Source organism: Burkholderia sp. Ap-955, from assembly GCF_011753045.1.
Lineage (GTDB): Bacteria > Pseudomonadota > Gammaproteobacteria > Burkholderiales > Burkholderiaceae > Burkholderia > Burkholderia lata_D.
In genome coordinates this window covers 85,154-105,645 of record NZ_VWWH01000018.1, presented here as the reverse complement: position 1 = coordinate 105,645, position 20,492 = coordinate 85,154, and the positions used below count along the sequence as shown (strand labels likewise).

Genomic DNA, 20,492 nt, shown 5'->3' with positions numbered 1-20,492 from the left:
CGCGGCTCGCGTGGCAGGTGGCCGGTCGCGTACTCGGCGCGCGGCTCGCGGGCACGCTCGACGGCGGCGCGCTCGCGACTGGCGTGCGGTTGCGCGGGTTCGCGTGGACGAGCCCCGACGGCACCGGCACCGAAATCCGCATCGACCGGCTCGACGGCCGCTGGGCCCTGACCCGCGCGCCGTGGCGGCTGTCCATCGCGTATCTTCGCGCCGGCACGATCGACGTGCGGATCGCGCCGGGGCCGTCGACGCCGAGCACGACGCCGCAGGACCTGAGCCTGCCGCTGCAGTTGCGGATCGACGACCTGCGCGTCGATCACCTCGCGATCCACGACGGCGGCTCGACGACGCAGCTCGACCATATCGCGCTGAACGGCCGCAGCGACGGCCGTCACCATGAACTCGTGCTCGACGGCGTCGATACGCCGTACGGCGCGCTGACCGCACGCGCGAAGCTCGACGGCGTGAAGCCGTTCGCGCTGACGGGTGACGCCACGTACGCAGGCAAGCTGTCCGACGAGCCGGTCGACGCGCGTGCGCGCGTGTCGGGCTCGCTCGAAGCGCTCGTCGCCGATGTCGACGCAAGCGGGATGAAGCTGAACGGGCGCGCGCATGTCGAGGCCGCGCCGTTCGGCGCAGTGCCGCTCACGCGCGCATCGCTCGCGTTCGATCACGTGAACCCGCAGGCGCTCTCGCCCGGCGCACCGGCCGCCGATCTCGCGGTGCGCGCGGAACTCGCGCCGGTGACGGCGCCGGCCGGGGCCGAACCCGCGAAGGGTTTTGCGGTGACGGGCCCGGTGTCGATCGTCAACGCGAAGCCCGGCACGCTCGGCGACCACCTGCTGCCGGTGATCGACGCGCACGCGAACGTACATCTCGATGCGCATGCGCAGCGGATCGACGATCTCGCGCTGAAGCTGATCCGCGACGGCAGTGTGACGGGCAACGGCACGCTGACGGGCGGCAAGGGCCGCTTCGACCTGAAGGTCGCGAACCTCGACCTGAATGCGTTCGTCGCCGAGCTGCGTCCGATGCGCCTCGCCGGCCCGCTCGGCGTGACGCTCGCGGGCGACGTGACGACCGTCGATTTCAACCTGAACGATCCGAAGCTCGCGCTCGGCGCACGCGCGAAGGTCGCGTTGACGCCGCAGCAGACCGTGCTGACCGACGCGCGGGTGACGGCGGGCAAGGGCCGGATCGACCTGACGGGCGTGTTCCGCCACGACGCGCATTCGAGCTACGACGCGAAGGCGACGCTGACGGCATTCGATCCGCTGCTGCTCGCCGCGGCGAGCGCGCCGAAGGCGGGTGGCGGCAAGGCGCCCGCCAAGGCGTCGAAGGCGCCGGCCAAGCGCGGCGAGACGCGCGTGTCGGGCACGCTGACGGCGTCGGGCGCATTCGCGCCGCAGGTGTCGACGAAGGCGACCTTCAAGCTCAGCGACAGCCTGTACGACGGCGTGCCGCTGACCGGCGCCGGCGTCGTGCAGCTCGCCGGCTCGCGCATCTTGCCGAGCAACGCGAACCTGTCGATCGCGGGGAATCATGTCGACCTGCGCGGCAGCTTCGGCGCGCCCGGCGACCGGCTGCGCTTCGTCGTCGACGCGCCGCAGCTCGACCGGCTCGGCTTCGGCGTGGAAGGGCTCGTGCAGGCGCAGGGCGACCTGACCGGCAGCTTCGCGCACCCGAACGTGACGGCGACCTACAAGGCCGAGCACGTCGTCGTCGGCTCGAACCGGATCGGTGCCGCGCAGGGCCGCGCGGACATCCGCGATGGCGCGCACGGCGCGCTCGTGTTCACGGCCGACGCGTCCGACATCGCGCTCGGCTCGCTGAAGCTGAAATCGCTGCGCGCGAACCTCAACGGCACGCGCGCGAAGCACACGCTCGACGCGTCGGCACTCGGGGCGGCCGGCGGCCGCGTGATCGACGTGACGCTCGCGGCGAATGGCGGCGTGGTCGAGAATCGCGACGGGATGCGCTGGGACGGCACCGTCACGCGTCTTGCAAACCGCGGCACGCCGACCATCGCGCTGCAGTCGCCGCTGACCGTGTCGGCCGGCGCCGGCCGCGTGACGCTCGGCGCGACGCGACTCACGCTCGAAGGTGCGGCGATCGACCTGAAATCGTTCGTGTTCGATCACGGCCAGATGCGCTCGGCGGGCTCGGTGACCGGTGCGTCGGTCGCGCGTTTCCTCGAGGTCCGCCAGGAGCTGACGGGCCAGCGGCCGCCGGTGCGCACCGACGTCGTGCTCGATGCCGACTGGGATTTCTCGCTCGGCGCGAACGCGACAGGCTACGTGCAGGTGAAGCGCCGCGGCGGCGACGTGACGATCGAGAGCGGGCGCGGCATCGCATCGCTGGGGCTGACCGACCTGTCCGCGCGCGCGAGCTTCATGCCCGGCAACCGGCTCAACGTGACGGCGCTCGCGAAGGCGAACCGGGTCGGTACGCTCGACGCGAACGTCATCGTGCCGTTCGCGCTGCGCGACGGCATGTTCGGCGTGGTCAACGACGGCCCGCTGTCGGGCCGCATCGACGCCGACATCCCCGCGCTGAAGACGACCGGCAACCTGTTCGGGCCGAGCTATCTGCTCGGCGGCCGCGCGGCGTTGAAGCTGACGGTCGCGGGCACGCCGGTGAAGCCGAGCCTGTCGGGGATGCTGACGGGTGACGATTTGTCCGCGACGCTCATCGACCAGGGCGTGCAGCTGAAGGACGGCATCGTGCGCGTGAAGCTGTCGGAAAACCTCGTCGAATTCCAGCAGGTCGAGTTCCACGGCGGCGACGGTACGCTGCGCGCACTCGGCCGCGTGCGCCTCGACGGCGAAGCGCCCGACCTGACCGCGAGCATCGTCGCGGACAAGCTCGAACTGTTCGCGGCGCCGGATCGCAAGCTGTCGCTGTCGGGCAAGGCGACGGTCGCAAACGACGGGCCGCGCGGCGCGCTGTCGATCGACGGCAAGTTCGTCGTCGACCGCGCATTGTTCGACCTGCCCGAGGAGTCTGCGCCGCACCTGTCGGACGACGTGGTGATCATGCAGCCGGGCGGCACGGTGCGCGGCGAGACGCCGACCGGTTCCGCGGTCGCGAAGCCGAAGCCGGTCGAGGACAAGCCGGCGCCGTCGCTCGCGCCGCGCGCGAACATCGACATCGGCCTCGGCAACAACTTCCGCTTCAAGGGGCACGGCGCGGATCTCGGGTTGCGCGGCACGATCACCGTGATGAGCGCGCCGGGCGTGCCGCTGCGCGCGGTCGGCAACGTGCGCGTGACCGAGGGATCGACGTACACGTCGTTCGGCCGCAAGCTCGCGGTCGAGAACGGCTTCTTCACGTTCAACGGCCCCGTGTCGAACCCGGGCGTCAACATCCTCGCGATGCGGCGCAACCAGGAGGTCGAGGCCGGCGTGCAGGTCACGGGCACGATCCAGTCGCTGACGGTCAAGCTCGTGTCGGAGCCGAACGTCACGGAAAACGAAAAGCTGTCGTGGCTGCTGTTCGGCCACGGCACCGACCAGGGCAACAACGTCGGGCAGCAGGGTGCGATGACGGCGGCGCTCGGGCTGCTCGGCAGCGTGACCGGCAAGCGCGTCGCGCAGACCTTCGGTCTCGACGAGGTTTCGGTCGGCCGGAGTGAAGTCGGCCTGACCGATCCGCAGGTCGTGCTGGTGTCGAAGGCGATCAACGAGCGCTTCGTGCTCGGCTTCGAGCAGGGCCTGCAATCGGCGGCCAACGCGTTCAAGGCGACGATCAACCTGACGCGCTTCTGGTCGGTATCCGCGTACGGCGGCACGTTCCAGGGCGTCGACCTGAACTACACGCGGCGTTTTGATCGCTGGTTCAGCAGTGACGGCGGGCGCGGGCGGCGCGCCGAGCAGCCATGAAAAAAGCCCCGCACGATGTGCGGGGCTTCCTTTCGCGCAAGCGGCAGCGCGTTCGGCTTACTTCACGCGCATGCCGGGCTTCGCGCCGCTGTGCGGCTCGAGGATGTAGAGGCCCGGCTCGGCTTTCTCGTCGGTGGCCGATGCGGCAAGCACCATCCCTTCCGACAGGCCGAACTTCATCTTGCGCGGCGCGAGGTTCGCGACCATCACGGTCAGCTTGCCGACGAGCTGCTCGGGCTGATACGCGGACTTGATGCCCGAGAACACGTTGCGGGTCTTTTCCTCGCCGACGTCGAGCGTGAGCTGCAGCAGCTTGTCCGAGCCTTCGACGGCCTGGCACGCGACGATCTTCGCGATGCGCAGGTCGATCTTCGCGAAATCGTCGATCGAGATCGGTGCGTCGTCCGCGCCGTTCACGACAGCCTGCTTCGCGTTCGCCTTCGCGTTGTTCTTCGCATCCTTCGCGGCGTTCGCGTTCGCGCTCGCGACAGCCGCGCCGGTGGCTTCGGCCTGCAGCGAGTCGCGGTTCGCGGCGAGCAGCGCTTCGATCTGCTTCGGGTCGACGCGCGTCATCAGGTGCTGGTACGCCTTGATCGGCTGCGCCGACGACAGCGGCTTCGCGGCATCGGCCCATGCGAGCGGCGCGATCCCGAAGAACGATTCGACGGCAACGGCCACGCGCGGCATCACCGGCTTCAGCGCAAGCGACAGCAGGCGGAACGACTCGAGGCTCACGCTGCAGGTTTCGTGCAGCGCGACGGCGTTGGCCGGATCCTTTGCGAGATCCCACGGCTTCGCGCCGTCGACGTACGCGTTCACTTCGTCCGCGAGCTCCATCGTGTGGCGCAGCGCGCGGCCGTACTCGCGTGCTTCGTAGTGCGCGGCGATCTGCGGGATCGCCTCGCGCAGCTTCGCGACGAGCGGGTGATTCATCGCGCTGTCCTGCACACGGCCGTCGAAGCGCTTGATCAGGAAGCCTGCCGCGCGGCTCGCGATGTTCACGTACTTGCCGACGAGGTCGCTGTTCACGCGTGCCTGGAAGTCGTCGAGGTTCAGGTCGATGTCTTCCATCGTCGCGTTCAGCTTCGCGGCGAAGTAGTAGCGCAGCCATTCGGGGTTCAGGCCCGTGTCGATGTAGCTCTGCGCGGTGATGAACGTGCCGCGCGACTTCGACATCTTCGCGCCGTCGACCGTCAGGAACCCGTGCGCGAACACGTTGGTCGGCGTGCGGTGGCCCGAGAACTCGAGCATCGCGGGCCAGAACAGCGTGTGGAAGTACAGGATGTCCTTGCCGATGAAGTGGTACTGCTCGGTGGTCGAGCCCGGGCGGACCCATGCATCGAAGTCGATGCCGTTGCGGTCGCACAGGTTCTTGAAGCTCGCGTAGTAGCCGACCGGCGCGTCGAGCCACACGTAGAAATACTTGCCGGGCGCGCCCGGGATCTCGAAGCCGAAGTACGGCGCATCACGCGAGATGTCCCAGTCGGCGAGCTTGGCCTCGCCGGCGTCGCCGAGCCATTCGCGCATCTTGTTGGTCGCTTCGGGCTGCGCGAGGCCGCTCACCCATTCGCGCAGGAACGTTTCGCAGCGCGGATCGGACAGGCGGAAGAAGTAGTGCTTCGACGTCTTGCGCACCGGCGTCGCGCCCGACACGACCGAATACGGGTTCAGCAGTTCGGTCGGCAGGTAGGTCGAGCCGCACACTTCGCAGTTGTCGCCGTACTGGTCCTTCGCGTGGCACTTCGGGCACTCGCCCTTGATGAAGCGATCCGGCAGGAACATTTCCTTGACGGGATCGTACGCCTGCTCGATCTCGCGCTCGGCGATGAAGCCGGCGTCCTGCAGCGCGACGTAGATCTTCTCGCTCAGCACGCGGTTCTCGTCCGAATCGGTCGAGTAGAAGTTGTCGAACGACACGCCGAAGCTGTCGAAGTCGCGCTTGTGTTCGGTCCACACGCGATCGATCAGCTGCTTCGGGGTCAGGCCTTCCTTCTCCGCGCGCAGCATGATCGGCGTGCCGTGCGTGTCGTCGGCACCGATGTAGTAGACCTCGTGGCCATGCATTCGCAGCGTCCGCACCCAGATGTCGGTCTGGATGTACTCGACCAGGTGGCCGATGTGGATCTGCCCGTTGGCATAGGGCAGTGCGGACGTAACGAGGATCTGGCGGCCACCTTGCGGCGCCGCAGCCTGCACGGAAGTGAGGTCGGATGCGGACATAGGGTCTGTAGAGGAACAGCGGAAAAACGACGGGAAACTGCGATTCTAGCAGGGGCGCGCGTCAGCGACGCGGGCAGGCGCCCTTGACCGGGCGCCGAAACGGGCGCGGCCGCGCAAGCGGCGTGCCCGACAGTAGTGTGCTGCGATGCAGCACGATTTCTGCGGGCAAAAAAAACCGGGGCGGATACGGCCCCGGAGCAACAACGACAAGAGGAGAATGGTGACGGGCCGGCAATACCAGCCGCGTACCGTAAATACTGACCACGGCCTGCGACAGAAGTTCGAAAATTTTTTCGATTCGTTACCGGCCCCGACGGCAGCCTTGTCCGGCGGGGCTGCGCGGGCGACGAGCCCGCGCCTTCCCCTCGTCGTGCGCTTACTGCGCCTGCGCTGCGCGCAGGTAGATTTCGACGCGGCGGTTCTGTGCGCGGCCGGCTTCGGTCGCGTTGTCCGCGATCGGGTTCGATGCGCCCATGCCTTGCGCCGACAGGCGGCCGCCGTTCACGCCGCGCTGGGCGAGTGCGTTCACGACGCTTTGCGCGCGGTTCTGCGACAGCGTCTGGTTCAGCTGGGCCGAGCCCGTGCTGTCCGTGTAGCCGACGATCGATGCCGTCACTTGCGGGTTCTGGTTCAGCGTCGTCGCCAGGTCGTTCAGCAGCGGCGTGAAGGCCGGCGTGATCGCGTACTGGTTCGTCGCGAACGTCACCGAGCTCGGCACGTTCAGCTTCAGCGAGCCGTCCGGCTGCTCGGTCACTTGCGTACCCGTTTGCGCTGCCGACGGTGCGAGCTTGTTCTTGATCGCCTGCCAGTTGTAACCCGTCACGCCGCCGACCAGTGCGCCGACGCCTGCGCCGATCGCCGCGCCCTTGCCGCCGCCTGCCAGCGCGCCGATGCCTGCGCCCAGCGCCGCACCCGTGCCGGTACCGACGGCCGCGTTGTTGCCTTGCTGCGTGGCGCAGCCTGCCAGCAGTGCGCCGGCCAATGCGAAGACGGACAAGCGAGTCGCGATTTTCATGTTCATCTTGAATTCCTCTCTTGGTTGAACGAGTCGACAACGACGACAACAGTTACGGCTCCCTGCGCGGGCCGCCCGAAAAAGGAGGGCAGGCCTGTGCTCGCGGCAGCCGCCGAGGTGGCTGCATGCCCTGCCCGTCAGCGTGGCTGTTCGGACAGTGCGACGCGTCAGCCTCTACAATATAGGCGGTAAGTGGCCGATTTGGCCCCATAGCATGCCGCAGGCGAAGAGTGCGCCGGGTCGCGCGTTCGCGCAATGGCGTGCAACAGATTCTTTCACTTTTCCCGAATTTCGCGCCGTAATTTGATATTTTTTGACGTTTGCGCGCGAGAAAAACGTTTTCACGGAGTTTCGATGAGCATTGACCGGGCACAAGTCGACGCCGCTTTGGCGGCTGTCGTCGACCCCAATACCGGCCGTCCGTATGCGGCGAACAAGGGCGTGCGCAACGTCGCGATCGACGGCGACGTCGTGGCGCTCGACGTGGTGCTCGGTTATCCCGCGCGCAGCCAGCACGGCGACGTGCGCGCCCGCATCACCGCGGCGCTGCAGGCCGTGGCCGGCGTGCGCGACGCGCGCGTCGCGGTCTCGCAGGAGATCGTCGCGCACACGGTGCAGCGTGGCGTGAAACTGCTGCCGAATGTGAAGAACATCGTCGCGGTTGCGTCGGGCAAGGGCGGTGTCGGCAAGAGTACGACGGCCGTCAACCTCGCGCTCGCGCTCGCGGCCGAAGGCGCGTCGGTCGGCATCCTCGACGCCGACATCTACGGCCCGTCGCTGCCGACGATGCTCGGCATCCACGGCCAGCGTCCCGAGTCGCCCGACAACCAGTCGATGAACCCGCTGGTCGGCCACGGGCTGCAGGCGAACTCGATCGGCTTCCTGATCGAGGAAGACAACCCGATGGTGTGGCGCGGCCCGATGGCGACTTCCGCGCTCGAGCAGCTGCTGCGCCAGACCAACTGGCGCGAGCTCGACTACCTGATCGTCGACATGCCGCCCGGCACGGGCGACATCCAGCTCACGCTCGCGCAGCGCGTGCCCGTCACGGGCGCGGTGATCGTCACGACGCCGCAGGACATCGCGCTGCTCGACGCGAAGAAGGGCCTGAAGATGTTCGAGAAGGTCGGGATTCCGATCCTCGGCATCGTCGAGAACATGAGCATCCACATCTGCTCGAACTGCGGGCACGAGGAGCACATCTTCGGCGCCGGCGGGGCCGAGCGGATGGCGAAGGAGTACGGCGTGAACGTGCTCGGCAGCCTGCCGCTCGACATCGCGATCCGCGAGCGCGCCGACAGCGGCACGCCGACGGTCGTGGCCGATTCCGAAGGCGCGCTGGCGCGTCGCTATCGTGAAATCGCGCGCGGCGTCGCGCTGGCGATTGCCGAGCGATCGCGCGACATGACGTCGAAGTTCCCGTCGATCGTTGTTCAAAATACGTAAAACCCTTGCGGGGCGGGGGCTCACGCTGTTTACGGCGCCGCGAGGCGCGGTATCATGGCGACTTTTCCCGGGTCCCTTTACCCGCCCGGCGCGGCCGTCGTGTCAAACGGCCGCCAGCCGGCATGAGGATCGAATGAAACAACGACATCACGGCGTGTACGCCGGCCGCGTGCGGTGCGCGCTGCTGGCCGCCGCCGCGCTGGGCCTGCTGGCCGGCTGCACCTCCTTTTCCTCGTCGCACGAAAAACGGGCCGACGCACAGCTGCAGCCGACGGTCGGCTCGCAGGCGCGCGGCGCGGTGACGTTCGTCGAGCGTCCGGACGGCGTGCAGGTGACCTATAACCTGGCCGGGCTGCCGCCGAACAGCGATCACGCTTTACAGGTACACGATCGCGGCGACTGCAACGCGGGCGACGGCTCGAGCGCCGGCCAGGTGTTCGCGCCGGCGGCCGACCGGCTGCGCGCGGGCGCCCGCGTCGCCGGCGATCTCGGCAACATCCACGCGGACGCGAACGGCGTCGCGGCCGGCTTCATCGTCGCCCCCGATCTGGCCCTCGATGGCGTGCGCTCGGCGATGAACCGCGCGGCGCTGGTGCACCGCGACCCGAGCGATCCCGCGTTTCCGCAGCATGGCGCGGGGCCCGCGCTCGCCTGCGGCGTGATCCGTTGACGGCCGCCGCGTGCGCGGGCCGATGATCGCGTAAAATGTGCGCCTTTCCCGGCCGCTGCCTCGCGCGAGCGGCCCTCCCTGACTGTCACGCAGCGTTTCCTGGCGCCCCGATATGAGTATCAAGTCCGACAAATGGATTCGGCGCATGGCCGAAGAGCACAAGATGATCGAGCCGTTCGTGCCCGATCAGGTCCGCGCGTCCGAGGACGGCCGCCGGATCGTCAGCTACGGCACGTCGAGCTACGGCTACGACATCCGCTGCGCGGACGAATTCAAGATCTTCACGAACATCAACTCGACGATCGTCGATCCGAAGAACTTCGACGAGGGTTCGTTTGTCGATTTCAAGGGCGACGTGTGCATCATCCCGCCGAACTCGTTCGCGCTGGCCCGCACCGTCGAATATTTCCGCATTCCGCGCACCGTGCTCACCGTCTGCCTCGGCAAGTCGACCTATGCGCGCTGCGGGATCATCGTCAACGTGACGCCGTTCGAACCCGAGTGGGAAGGCTACGTCACGCTGGAATTCTCGAACACCACGCCGCTGCCCGCGAAGATCTACGCGAACGAAGGCGTCGCCCAGGTGCTCTTCTTCGAGAGCGACGAAGTGTGCGACGTGTCGTACGCGGATCGCGGCGGCAAGTATCAGGGGCAGCGTGGTGTCACGCTGCCGAAAACCTGATCTGGTTGCATAACGTCTCACCAGTTTCCGGGTGACCGCTGCGCGTGACGCGCCGCGGTCGTTCTTTTTGGAGAATCGCCCATGAAGTTTCGTTTCCCCGTCGTCATCATCGACGAAGATTTCCGCTCCGAGAACATCTCGGGCTCCGGCATCCGGGCGTTGGCCGAAGCGATCGAGAAGGAGGGCGTCGAAGTCCTCGGTCTCACGAGCTACGGCGATCTGACGTCGTTCGCGCAGCAGTCGAGCCGCGCGTCGTGCTTCATCCTGTCGATCGACGACGACGAACTCATGCTCGGCGAAACCGGTTCGGACGGCGAGCTGCCCGAGCTCGCGACCGCGATCATCGAGCTGCGCGCGTTCGTCACCGAAGTGCGCCGCCGCAACGCGGACATCCCGATCTTCCTGTACGGCGAGACGCGCACGTCGCGCCACCTGCCGAACGACATCCTGCGCGAGCTGCACGGCTTCATCCACATGTTCGAGGACACGCCGGAGTTCGTCGCGCGCCACATCATCCGCGAGGCGAAGGTCTATCTCGACTCGCTCGCGCCGCCGTTCTTCAAGGAACTCGTCAAGTACGCGGACGAAGGCTCGTACTCGTGGCACTGCCCGGGCCACTCGGGCGGCGTCGCGTTCCTGAAGAACCCGCTCGGCCAGATGTTCCACCAGTTCTTCGGCGAGAACATGCTGCGCGCGGACGTCTGCAACGCAGTGGACGAACTCGGCCAGCTGCTCGACCACACGGGCCCGGTCGCGGCGTCCGAGCGCAACGCGGCACGCATCTTCAGCGCGGACCACCTGTTCTTCGTGACCAACGGCACGTCGACGTCGAACAAGATCGTCTGGCACGCGACGGTCGCCCCTGGCGACATCGTGCTGGTCGACCGCAACTGCCACAAGTCGATCCTGCATGCGATCACGATGACGGGCGCGATTCCGGTGTTCCTCACGCCGACGCGCAACCATTTCGGCATCATCGGGCCGATCCCGCGCGACGAATTCAAGCCGGAGAACATCCGCAAGAAGATCGAGGCGAACCCGTTCGCGCGCGAGGCGCTGCGCGAGAACCCGGACATGAAGCCGCGCATCCTGACGATCACGCAGAGCACGTACGACGGCGTGGTCTACAACGTCGAGATGATCAAGGACCTGCTCGGCGACCTGCTCGACACGCTGCACTTCGACGAAGCATGGCTGCCGCACGCGACGTTCCACGATTTCTACCGCGACATGCACGCGATCGGCGACGGCCGTCCGCGCACCGGCGCGCTCGTGTTCGCGACGCACTCGACGCACAAGCTGCTCGCGGGCATCTCGCAGGCGTCGCAGATCGTCGTGCAGGATTCGGAGAACCGCACGTTCGACAAGCACCGCTTCAACGAGGCGTACCTGATGCACACGTCGACGAGCCCGCAGTACGCGATCATTGCGTCGTGCGACGTCGCGGCCGCGATGATGGAGCCGCCGGGCGGCACCGCGCTCGTCGAGGAATCGATCGCCGAGGCGATCGACTTCCGCCGCGCGATGCGCAAGGTCGACGCCGAATACGGCGACGACTGGTTCTTCAGCGTGTGGGGCCCGGACAACCTGTCAGAGGAAGGCATCGGTTCGCGGGAGGACTGGATGCTGAAGCCGAACGACCACTGGCACGGCTTCGGCCCGCTGGCGGAAGGCTTCAACATGCTCGACCCGATCAAGGCGACGATCATCACGCCGGGGCTCGACGTCGACGGCGAGTTCGGCGAGACCGGCATTCCGGCCGCGATCGTCACGAAGTACCTGGCCGAGCACGGGATCATCGTCGAGAAGACCGGCCTGTACTCGTTCTTCATCATGTTCACGATCGGCATCACGAAGGGCCGCTGGAACTCGATGGTGACCGAACTGCAGCAGTTCAAGGACGACTACGACAACAACCAGCCGCTGTGGCGCGTGCTGCCGGAATTCGTCGCGCAGCATCCGCGCTACGAGCGCGTCGGCCTGCGCGACCTGTGCACGCAGATCCACGACGTGTACCGCGCGAACGACATCGCCCGCCTGACGACCGAGATGTACCTGTCGGACATGGAACCGGCGATGAAGCCGTCGGACGCGTTCGCGAAGCTCGCGCACCGCAAGATCGACCGCGTGCCGCTCGACGAGCTCGAAGGCCGCGTGACCAGCATCCTGCTCACGCCGTACCCGCCGGGCATTCCGCTGCTGATCCCGGGCGAGCGCTTCAACAAGACGATCGTGAACTACCTGCGGTTCGCGCGCGACTTCAACGAACGCTTCCCGGGCTTCCACACCGACATCCACGGCCTCGTCGCGGAAGAGGTGAACGGCCGCGTCGAGTACTTCGTCGACTGCGTGCGCGACTGATGGCGACGCATGGACGAATCCAGGCGATGCGTGCGGCGCTGGCCGCGCTCGTCGTCTGGGCGGCAGGGTCGGCAGGGCTGGCGGGAGTCGGGGTCGCGCACGCGGAAGTCGCGGCGGCCGACCCGATCGACGTCGCGATGCGGCAGTGTCTCGCGCGGCGCGACCGGTCTTCGCCGGCCGGCCAGATCCAGTGCATGGGCGAGGCGCAGCAGCAGTGGCAGGCCGTGATGGATGGCGCGTACCAGCGCCTGTTGAAGGATGCGCCGGCCGACGCGAGGCGCGGCTGGCAGGACAGCCAGCGCCATTGGCTCACGTGGCGCAAGGACGAAGTGAATCTGCTGAAGGCCGTGTACGACACCACGCGCGGGACGTCGTACGCGATGTCGAGTGCCGACCTGCAACTGCAGCCGGTGCGCGATCGCGCGCTGGCGCTGCGCGGTGCGGCCGATCGCTATGCGCCGCCGCCCGCCGCCGTGCCGGTCGCGGCCACGAGCGGTGCGCAGGGCGGCGCGAGTGATGCGCCGAGCGCGGTCAAACCGAACGCGAGGCCGGCGAACGCGCCGCGCGACCCGGCCGTGCGCCGCGTGCGGCCGTGCGAACAGGACGCCGCGTGCGAGCATGCGCTGTTCGACCTGAACCGCTATTACCAGAAGCTGCGCCGCAAGATGCCCGCGCATTCGGCCGCGACGCTCGTCCGCGCGCAGCGCGCGTGGGTCGGGTTCCGCGATGCGACGGCGCCGCTCGTCGGCGAGGACGGCCGCGTCGACCTGATCGGCGCGCGCATCGCGACGATGAAGCGGCTGTCGGAGACGGCCGGCAACAAGTAAGCGCAATTGCGATGCCGTTTGTTCGGCGATACGGCAAAACGGGCACCTTGGGGTGCCCGTTTTGCATGTGGCGGCCTGCCCGTGGCGCCTATGCGGACGCCGATGTGCCCTGCAGGCCGAACCACGACGGCACGAGCGCGACCGCATCGTCGAGCGACGCGAGCACGTGCAGGCTCAGCGCGACGATTTCGGGCGTCGGCGCCTTCAGGTCGGGCACGGTGACGACCGATGCGCCCGCACCGGCGGCCGATTGCGCGCCGAAGTCGCTGTCCTCGAACGCGACGCAGGCGTGGGCCGGCACGCCGAGCCGCTCGGCCGCGAGCCGGTAGACGGCCGGGTCGGGCTTGCCGCGCGTGACTTCGTCGCCGCCCGCGATCGCGCGGAAGAACGGCAGCACGCCGACCGCGTCGAGCCGCGCGCGGATGACCTCGCACGCGGACGACGACGCGACCGCGCACGGAATGCCGGCCTGCGCGAGTGCGTCGAGCAGCGCGAACGCGCCGGGCTTCAGCGGAAACTTCGGATGCGGTTCGGGCGCCGCGAGCTGCTCGCGCACGCGGATGCGCACCGCGTCGAACGTATCGGGGTTGCCGATCAGCCGCGCCAGGATGACCTGGCCTTCGGCGAACGAACGGCCGACGATCTGCAGGTAGTCGGTGGTGGTCAGCGTGACGCCGTGCGCATTCGACACGTCGATCCACGTGTTCATGATGGTCCGCTCGGAATCGACGAGCAGGCCGTCCATGTCGAAGAGCGCGGCGGAAAAGGTCATCGGCGGCATTCGGGAAGCAGGGCAGGCGATGGGCGGCGCGACGGCCGCCCGAATGAAAAACGGACGCCGAAGGCGTCCGTCCGGAGCAGCAGGCTTACTGGCCGAGCGCGGCGCGCGCGGCCTTGACCGCCGCACGCACCTGGTCGGGCGCGGTGCCGCCCGGATGGTTGCGGCTGGCGACCGAACCCTCGAGCGTCAGGTAGCCGAACACGTCTTCGCCGATCAGGTGCGCGACGTTCGGCAGTTCCTGCTTCATCTCGTCGAGCGTCAGGTCGGCCAGGTCGATGCCGCGGTCGTCGCAGATCTTCACGGCGTGCGCGACGGCTTCGTGCGCATCGCGGAACGGCAGGCCGCGCTTCACGAGGTAGTCGGCGAGGTCGGTGGCGGTCGAGAAGCCCTGCAGCGCGGCCGCGCGCATCGCGTCCGGCTTCACGGTGATGCCGGCAACCATCTCGGCGAAGATCCGCAGCGTGTCGGCGACGGTGTCGACCGTGTCGAACAGCGGTTCCTTGTCTTCCTGGTTGTCCTTGTTGTACGCGAGCGGCTGGCCCTTCATCAGCGTCAGCAGCGCCATCAGGTGGCCGTTCACGCGGCCCGTCTTGCCGCGCGCGAGTTCCGGCACGTCGGGGTTCTTCTTCTGCGGCATGATCGAGCTGCCGGTGCAGAAGCGGTCGGCGATGTCGATGAAGCCGACGCGCGGGCTCATCCACAGCACGAGTTCCTCGGAGAAGCGCGACACGTGCGTCATCACGAGCGCGGAGGCGGCCGTGAATTCGATCGCGAAGTCGCGATCCGACACCGCGTCGAGCGAGTTCGCGCAGATACCGTCGAAGCCGAGCGTCTTCGCCACCGCGTGACGATCGATCGGGTAGCTCGTGCCGGCGAGCGCGGCCGCGCCGAGCGGCAGGCGGTTCACGCGGGTGCGGCAGTCGCGCATGCGTTCTGCATCGCGCGAGAACATCTCGACGTACGCGAGCAGGTGGTGGCCGAACGTGACGGGCTGGGCAACCTGCAGGTGCGTGAAGCCCGGCATGATCGTGTCGGCGTTCTGTTCCGCGAGGTCGAGCAGCGCGCCGCGCAGGTCGTTCAGCAGGCCGCCGATGCGGTCGATCTCGCCGCGCAGCCACAGGCGGATGTCGGTCGCGACCTGGTCGTTACGCGAGCGGCCCGTGTGCAGGCGCTTGCCGGCGTCGCCGATCAGCGCGGTCAGGCGCGCCTCGATGTTCAGGTGGACGTCTTCCAGGTCGAGCTGCCATTCGAATTCGCCGCGCTCGATTTCACCCTTGATCTGCGTCATCCCGCGTTCGATCGCGGCCAGGTCGTCGGCGCTGATGATCTTCTGCGCGGCGAGCATGTTCGCGTGCGCGAGCGAGCCGGCGATGTCGACGAGCGCGAGGCGCTTGTCGAAAAATACCGACGACGTGTAGCGCTTGACCAGCTCGGACATCGGTTCCGAGAAGCGGGCCGACCAGGCCTCGCCCTTTTTGTGCAGTTGGGACGTCATGGCGATTCTTCGAAGGGGATGTTTGGGCGGCGTGCGCCGCCGAGGGAATCCCGCGATTCTAACATTCGCGGGACTGCCCGCCGCGGCGCGCAGCCGTTCGCGGCGGCCTGCCGACCGTGGCTGGCGCAGGCCGGCCCGTTCAGTCGCGCACCAGCACGACCAGCTTCAGGTCCTCGCGGTGCGCGGGCTTCAGCGTGATCTGCTGGTACACGAGGCGGCCGTCGGCCGGATGGTCGAATTCGCGCAGGCCGCCTTCGCGTTCGAACACGTCCTGCGATGCCCAGTACTGCGCGAAAGCGTCGCTGCCGGCGGTCAACGCGTCGATCAGCGCGCGCGTGGGCGCGTCGGTCAGGTGACGGATCGAATCGGCGCGGAATTCGGCCGCGAGCCGCCGCGCGCGGGTTTCCCAGTCGACGATCAGCGTGCGTGCGGCCGGCGACATGAACGTGAAGCGCAGCAGGTTGCGGTCGTGCTCGCCGTCGAGCCAGCCGGAAAAGAGCGCGGCGGCCGGCGCGTTCCATGCGAGGGCGTTCCATTGCCGGTCGAGCACGTACGCGGGCGTCGCGATTGCCGTGACGGTCGCGGCGAGCGTCGGCGGCAGGTCGCCGCCCGCGACGTCGGGCTCGGCCGGGTCGCGCTGCGCGGCCAGTTCGAACAGGTATGCGCGCTCGGCCTTCGACAGTTGCAGCGCGACGGCGATCCGCGCGAGCGCGTCGGCCGACGCCGATACCGGGCGGCCCTGTTCGATCCACGTGTACCAGGTCGGGCTGACGCCGCACAGTTGCGCGACTTCCTCGCGCCGCAGCCCCGGCGTGCGGCGGCGCGGGCCGGGCGGCAGGCCGACGGCCTGCGGCGACAGCCGCTCGCGGTGGGCGCGGATGAATTCGCCGAGTGCGCGGGCGGGCGTGGCGTCGAGCGGCGGGACGGAGACGGAGGACGGGTGGTTCATGCGGAAACGGCGAAATGGAAACGGAGGCGCGGCATCGGTCAGACAGGTGTATCGAATACCAGAATAACTGCTTAACTTGTACTGGTACAAGCGCCGGCCTATTGTAGCGGCTCGCGCGCTGGCAGGGCAGCGGGCGTCCCACAAAACGCGTTGCATGGGGCCGGAGCAGGTGCTGAGGCGTCTGGCGCACCGGCAACAGTACAAAGGAGCGAACGATGAAACACCACGACCAGGTCGCCGACGCATTCGGCACGACGGCTGCCGCCTATCTGACGAGCACGGTCCACGCGACGGGCGCCGATCTGCAGACGCTCGCCGACGCGGTGCGCGCGACGCCCGGCGCCGGGGTGCTCGATCTCGGCTGTGGCGCCGGCCACGCGAGCTTCGCCGTCGCGCCGCACGTGCGCGACGTGGTCGCCTACGATCTCGCCGCGCAGATGCTCGCGACCGTCGACGCCGCCGCGCGCGAACGCGGGCTCGCGAACATCCGTACGCAGCAGGGTCCGGCCGAGCAACTGCCGTTCGACACGGCGACGTTCGACTGGGTCGTGAGCCGGATGAGCGCGCACCACTGGCACGACATGCGTGCGGCGCTCGCCGAAGTGCGCCGCGTGCTGAAACCGGGCGGCCGCGTGCTGATGATCGATATCGCCGGCAACGACCATCCGCTTCTCGACACGTACCTGCAGGCCGCGGAAGTGCTGCGCGACGCGTCGCACGTGCGCGACTACCGGGCGGACGAATGGCTCGCGATGTTCCGCGAAGCCGGCTTCGACGCGCACGTGCACAGCCGCTGGCGGTTGCCGATCGATTTCGATACGTGGGTCGCGCGCATTCGCACGCCGGCCGACAGCGTCGCCGGCATTCGCGCGCTGTGGGCGCATGCACCGGACGAGGTGCGCGGCTACTACGCGGTGCAGCCCGACGGTTCGTTCGAACACGACGCGTTGCTGATCGACGCGCACTGAGCGCGAGGTGTGTCGCTGCGCTTGTGCCCGCGCATGAAAAAAGCCGCGATACGCACCATCGCGTATCGCGGCTTTCAAGACGTCAGTCGGCGCGGAATCGCACCGCGCCGCACGCGGATCAGCCCGTGTTGCGCAGGCCGGCCGCGATCCCGTTGATCGTCAGGTGAATCCCGCGGCGCAGCCGCGCGTTCGTGTCGCCCGCACGGTGGCGCTTGATCAGCTCGACCTGCAGGTGGTTCAGCGGATCGAGATACGGGAAGCGGTTCTTGATCGAGCGCGCGAGCAGCGGGTTGGTCGCGAGGCGGCCTTCGTGACCGGTGATTTCCGCCAGCGCCTGCGACGTGCGCTCCCATTCCGCGACGATCCGCTCGAACACGTGCTTGCGCAGCTTGCGGTCGGAAACGAGCTGCGCGTAGCGCGACGCCACCGCGAGGTCGGTCTTCGCGAGGACCATGTCCATGTTCGACAGCAGGTTCGAGAAGAACGGCCAGGTCTTGTTCATCTTCTTCAGCAGCGCGACGCGCTTCGTGCGCTCGGCGTCGTCCTGCGCGCCGTCGAGGTACGCACTCACCGCGCTGCCGAAGCCGTACCAGCCCGTCAGCAGCAGCCGGCACTGGCCCCACGAGAAGCCCCACGGAATCGCACGCAGGTCCTCGATCTTGCGCTGCTTCGGATCCTGCAGCTTGCGCGAAGCCGGGCGGCTGCCGATGTTCAGCTCGGCGATCTCGGTGATCGGCGTCGACGAGAAGAAGTAGTCGGTGAAGCCCGGGGTTTCATAGACGAGCGCGCGGTACGCGGCCATCGCCGAATCGGACAGCGTCTGCATCGCGGCCTCGAACGCCGGCAACTGTGCGGGCGCGTTGTTCTGCGGCAGGAGCGTGGCTTCGAGCGTCGCGGCGACGACCGTCTCGAGGTTCCGGCGGCCGATCTCCGGGTTCGCGAACTTGCTCGCGATCACCTCGCCCTGTTCGGTCAGGCGGATCTGGCCGTTCACGGTACCGGGCGGCTGCGACAGGATCGCCTGGTAGGTCGGGCCGCCGCCGCGGCCGACCGTGCCGCCGCGGCCGTGGAACAGGCGCAGCGTGATCTTGCGGTCACGGAACAGGTCGACGAGCGCGAGCTCCGCACGATACAGCTCCCAGTTCGACGTCAGGAAGCCGCCGTCCTTGTTGCTGTCCGAGTAGCCGAGCATCACTTCCTGCTCGGCGCCCTGGTGCGCGATCAGCGCGTCGATGCCCGGCAGTGCGAAGTACTCGCGCATGATGCGCGCGGCGTCGCGCAGGTCGGGAATCGTCTCGAACAGCGGGATCACCATCAGGCTGTTCTTCGCATCGCCGCCCGGGACGCCGAGCGCGCCTTCGAGCAGGCCCGTCTCTTTCTGAAGCAGCAGCACCTCGACGAGGTCGCTGACGGTTTCCGTATGCGAAATGATGTAGTTGCGTACCGCACGTGCGCCGAATTGCGCGCGGACTTCGCGCGCCTTCTCGAACACGCCGAGCTCGCTCTGCGCGAGCGCCGAGTATTCGAAGTACGGCGAGCGCAGCGGACGCGGGTCGGCCAGGGCGGCGAGCAGCACGCGCAGCTTGTCTTCCTCGGCGAGCGCCGCGTAGTCGGCCTCGACGCCCGCGCGGGCGAACAGTTCGGCGACCACGGCTTCGTGGATGTCGGAGCTCTGGCGCAGGTCGATGCTCGCGAGATGGAAGCCGAACACTTCGGCCGCGCGCACGAGCGGCGCGAGGCGCGGCGCGGCGAGCGACGTGCCGTGGTGTTCGTCGAGCGACGCGGTCAGCACCTTCAGGTCGGCGACGAACGCTTCGGAATCCGCGTACGGGACCGCACGCACGGGCGGCGCGCCACGGCCTGCGCTGCGCACGGGCACCGTGCCTTCGCCGAGCCGCACGCGCGCGCTTGCGGCGAGGCGCGTGTAGATGCCGATCAGTGCGCGGCGATACGGTTCGTCGACGCGGTGCGGCGACTGGTCGGGCGAAGCTGCCGCGAGCGCCTTCACGGCGTCGTTCGCACCGACGAGCAGGTTCGACACCGACAGCTCGGCGCCGAGCTTGTGCACCTGTTCCAGATAGTGCTCGAGGATCACCGCGGCCTGGCGGTTGATCGCTTCCTCGAGCGTCGGCGCGGTCACGTTCGGGTTGCCGTCGCGGTCGCCGCCGATCCAGCTGCCCATCTGGAAGAACGCGGGTACGCGCGCGGACAGGCCGTGCTCGGCGAGTGCGGCCTCGATGTCGCCGTACAGCGCGGGCAGTTCGTCGAGGAACGTCGCGCGGTAGTACGACAGCGCGTTCTCGATCTCGTCGCCGACCGTCAGGCGCGAGTCGCGCAGCATGCGGGTCTGCCACAGCGCGGTGACGCGCGCGCGCAGCATCGATTCGTTGTGCTGGCGCTCACGGCTCGTCAGTTCCTGGTCGCGCTCGGCGAGCAGGCGCGCGATGTCGTGCTGGGCGTCGAGGATGCTCTTGCGCTGCACTTCGGTCGGGTGCGCGGTCAGCACCGGCACGATCAGCGCATCGTCGAAGAAGCGTTGCAGCAGGCGCTTCGACGCGTTGCCGGTCGTCTTCAGTTGTTCGAGCGCGTACGCGACCGTGCCGGGCTGCGACGCGGAGCCGGCCAGCGCGTGGATGCGGCGGCGGCGGTTGTGGTGGCGGTCTTCCGCGATGTTCGCGAGGTGCGAGAAATAGCTGAACGCACGCACGACGCTCACCGTCTGTTCCGGCGTCAGCTTGCGCAGCTTCTTCTCGAGCGTCTGCGCGGCTTCGCTGTCGTCCTCGCGGCGGAACTTGACGGCCGTCTGGCGAATCGTCTCGACGACGTCGAACACGGTGTCGCCTTCCTGCTCGCGCACGACGTCGCCGAGCAGGCGGCCGAGGAAGCGGATGTCTTCGAACAGCGGGCCGTCCTTGTCCTCGCGCGTGCGCGTGCCGGACTTCGGCGCACCGGCCGTGCGGGCCGCGGTGCGGGCAGCCGGGCCGGCGGCTTTCGTCGCGCGTTTTGTCTGACGTATCGGGTCTTTCGGTTTCGTTGCCGTTTTCGCACGGCCGTTCGCGGTGGTGGCGACGGTGTCCGTCGAGGCGTCGGAGGAGGACAGGGCAGCATTGCGGCGCGCCGTACGCGCCGATCCGGAAGACTTCACGATGGGTTTCCTTGGGAAAGCTCGAGTCAAAAGGAACTGCGGAAACTGCGAA

At 68.2% G+C, this 20,492-nt stretch carries 13 protein-coding genes; 7 read left to right on the top strand and 6 right to left on the bottom strand.

Annotated features, from left to right (window positions below):
• A partial coding sequence (locus tag F3J15_RS13465) for a translocation/assembly module TamB domain-containing protein (RefSeq protein ID WP_240161516.1) occupies nucleotides 1–3,881 on the top strand: 3,881 nt, incomplete at its 5' end.
• Nucleotides 3,882–3,938: 57 nt separating this feature from the next.
• Here the strand turns inward: F3J15_RS13465 and metG are convergent.
• On the bottom strand, nucleotides 3,939–6,101 hold the full coding sequence (metG, locus tag F3J15_RS13460; protein ID WP_166891603.1) for a methionine--tRNA ligase: 2,163 nt from the start codon (nucleotides 6,099–6,101) through the stop codon (nucleotides 3,939–3,941).
• Nucleotides 6,102–6,477: 376 nt separating this feature from the next.
• Nucleotides 6,478–7,122 carry an OmpA family protein gene (locus F3J15_RS13455; protein WP_043189806.1) on the bottom strand — a complete coding sequence of 215 codons (645 nt, stop codon included), beginning with the start codon at nucleotides 7,120–7,122 and terminating at the stop codon, nucleotides 6,478–6,480.
• 348 nt (nucleotides 7,123–7,470) lie between these two features.
• Between F3J15_RS13455 and apbC the strand changes: the two genes are divergently transcribed.
• The 5 genes from apbC (at nucleotide 7,471) to F3J15_RS13430 (ending at nucleotide 13,102) form a co-directional block, all read left to right on the top strand.
• Nucleotides 7,471–8,562 carry an iron-sulfur cluster carrier protein ApbC gene (gene apbC / locus F3J15_RS13450; RefSeq protein WP_089446210.1) on the top strand — a complete coding sequence of 364 codons (1,092 nt, stop codon included), beginning with the start codon at nucleotides 7,471–7,473 and terminating at the stop codon, nucleotides 8,560–8,562.
• 133 nt (nucleotides 8,563–8,695) lie between these two features.
• The gene (sodC, locus tag F3J15_RS13445) at nucleotides 8,696–9,232 is read left to right on the top strand and encodes a superoxide dismutase [Cu-Zn] (protein WP_069248600.1); all 537 of its coding nucleotides are present in this window, start codon (nucleotides 8,696–8,698) and stop codon (nucleotides 9,230–9,232) included.
• Between the two features lie 112 nt (nucleotides 9,233–9,344).
• Nucleotides 9,345–9,914, top strand: a complete 570-nt coding sequence (gene dcd / locus F3J15_RS13440) for a dCTP deaminase (protein ID WP_006398615.1) — start codon at nucleotides 9,345–9,347, stop codon at nucleotides 9,912–9,914.
• An 81-nt stretch (nucleotides 9,915–9,995) separates the two neighbouring features.
• Nucleotides 9,996–12,275: an arginine/lysine/ornithine decarboxylase gene (locus F3J15_RS13435; protein ID WP_089484414.1), complete on the top strand. Its 2,280-nt coding sequence runs from the start codon at nucleotides 9,996–9,998 to the stop codon at nucleotides 12,273–12,275.
• Nucleotides 12,275–13,102, top strand: a complete 828-nt coding sequence (locus F3J15_RS13430; RefSeq protein ID WP_089484413.1) for a lysozyme inhibitor LprI family protein — start codon at nucleotides 12,275–12,277, stop codon at nucleotides 13,100–13,102. The genes F3J15_RS13435 and F3J15_RS13430 overlap by 1 nt, the downstream gene beginning before the upstream one ends.
• A gap of 88 nt (nucleotides 13,103–13,190) precedes the next feature.
• On the opposite strand, the gene F3J15_RS13425 is transcribed toward F3J15_RS13430, so the two are convergent.
• From F3J15_RS13425 to F3J15_RS13415, 3 genes are all read right to left on the bottom strand, one after another.
• Nucleotides 13,191–13,874 (bottom strand): HAD family phosphatase, encoded by a 684-nt coding sequence (locus F3J15_RS13425; protein WP_166891600.1) that lies wholly within the window; start codon nucleotides 13,872–13,874, stop codon nucleotides 13,191–13,193.
• A 94-nt stretch (nucleotides 13,875–13,968) separates the two neighbouring features.
• Nucleotides 13,969–15,378 (bottom strand): argininosuccinate lyase, encoded by a 1,410-nt coding sequence (gene argH, locus F3J15_RS13420; RefSeq protein WP_089431567.1) that lies wholly within the window; start codon nucleotides 15,376–15,378, stop codon nucleotides 13,969–13,971.
• A gap of 139 nt (nucleotides 15,379–15,517) precedes the next feature.
• A complete protein-coding gene (locus tag F3J15_RS13415; protein WP_089446206.1) occupies nucleotides 15,518–16,327 on the bottom strand; it encodes a helix-turn-helix transcriptional regulator in 810 nt (269 codons plus the stop codon).
• 215 nt (nucleotides 16,328–16,542) lie between these two features.
• Between F3J15_RS13415 and F3J15_RS13410 the strand changes: the two genes are divergently transcribed.
• Nucleotides 16,543–17,295, top strand: a complete 753-nt coding sequence (locus tag F3J15_RS13410; protein WP_166891597.1) for a class I SAM-dependent methyltransferase — start codon at nucleotides 16,543–16,545, stop codon at nucleotides 17,293–17,295.
• Nucleotides 17,296–17,413: 118 nt separating this feature from the next.
• Here F3J15_RS13410 and ppc read toward each other — a convergent pair whose 3' ends face one another.
• Nucleotides 17,414–20,440 carry a phosphoenolpyruvate carboxylase gene (gene ppc, locus F3J15_RS13405; RefSeq protein WP_166891594.1) on the bottom strand — a complete coding sequence of 1,009 codons (3,027 nt, stop codon included), beginning with the start codon at nucleotides 20,438–20,440 and terminating at the stop codon, nucleotides 17,414–17,416.
• Nucleotides 20,441–20,492: the final 52 nt, after the last annotated feature.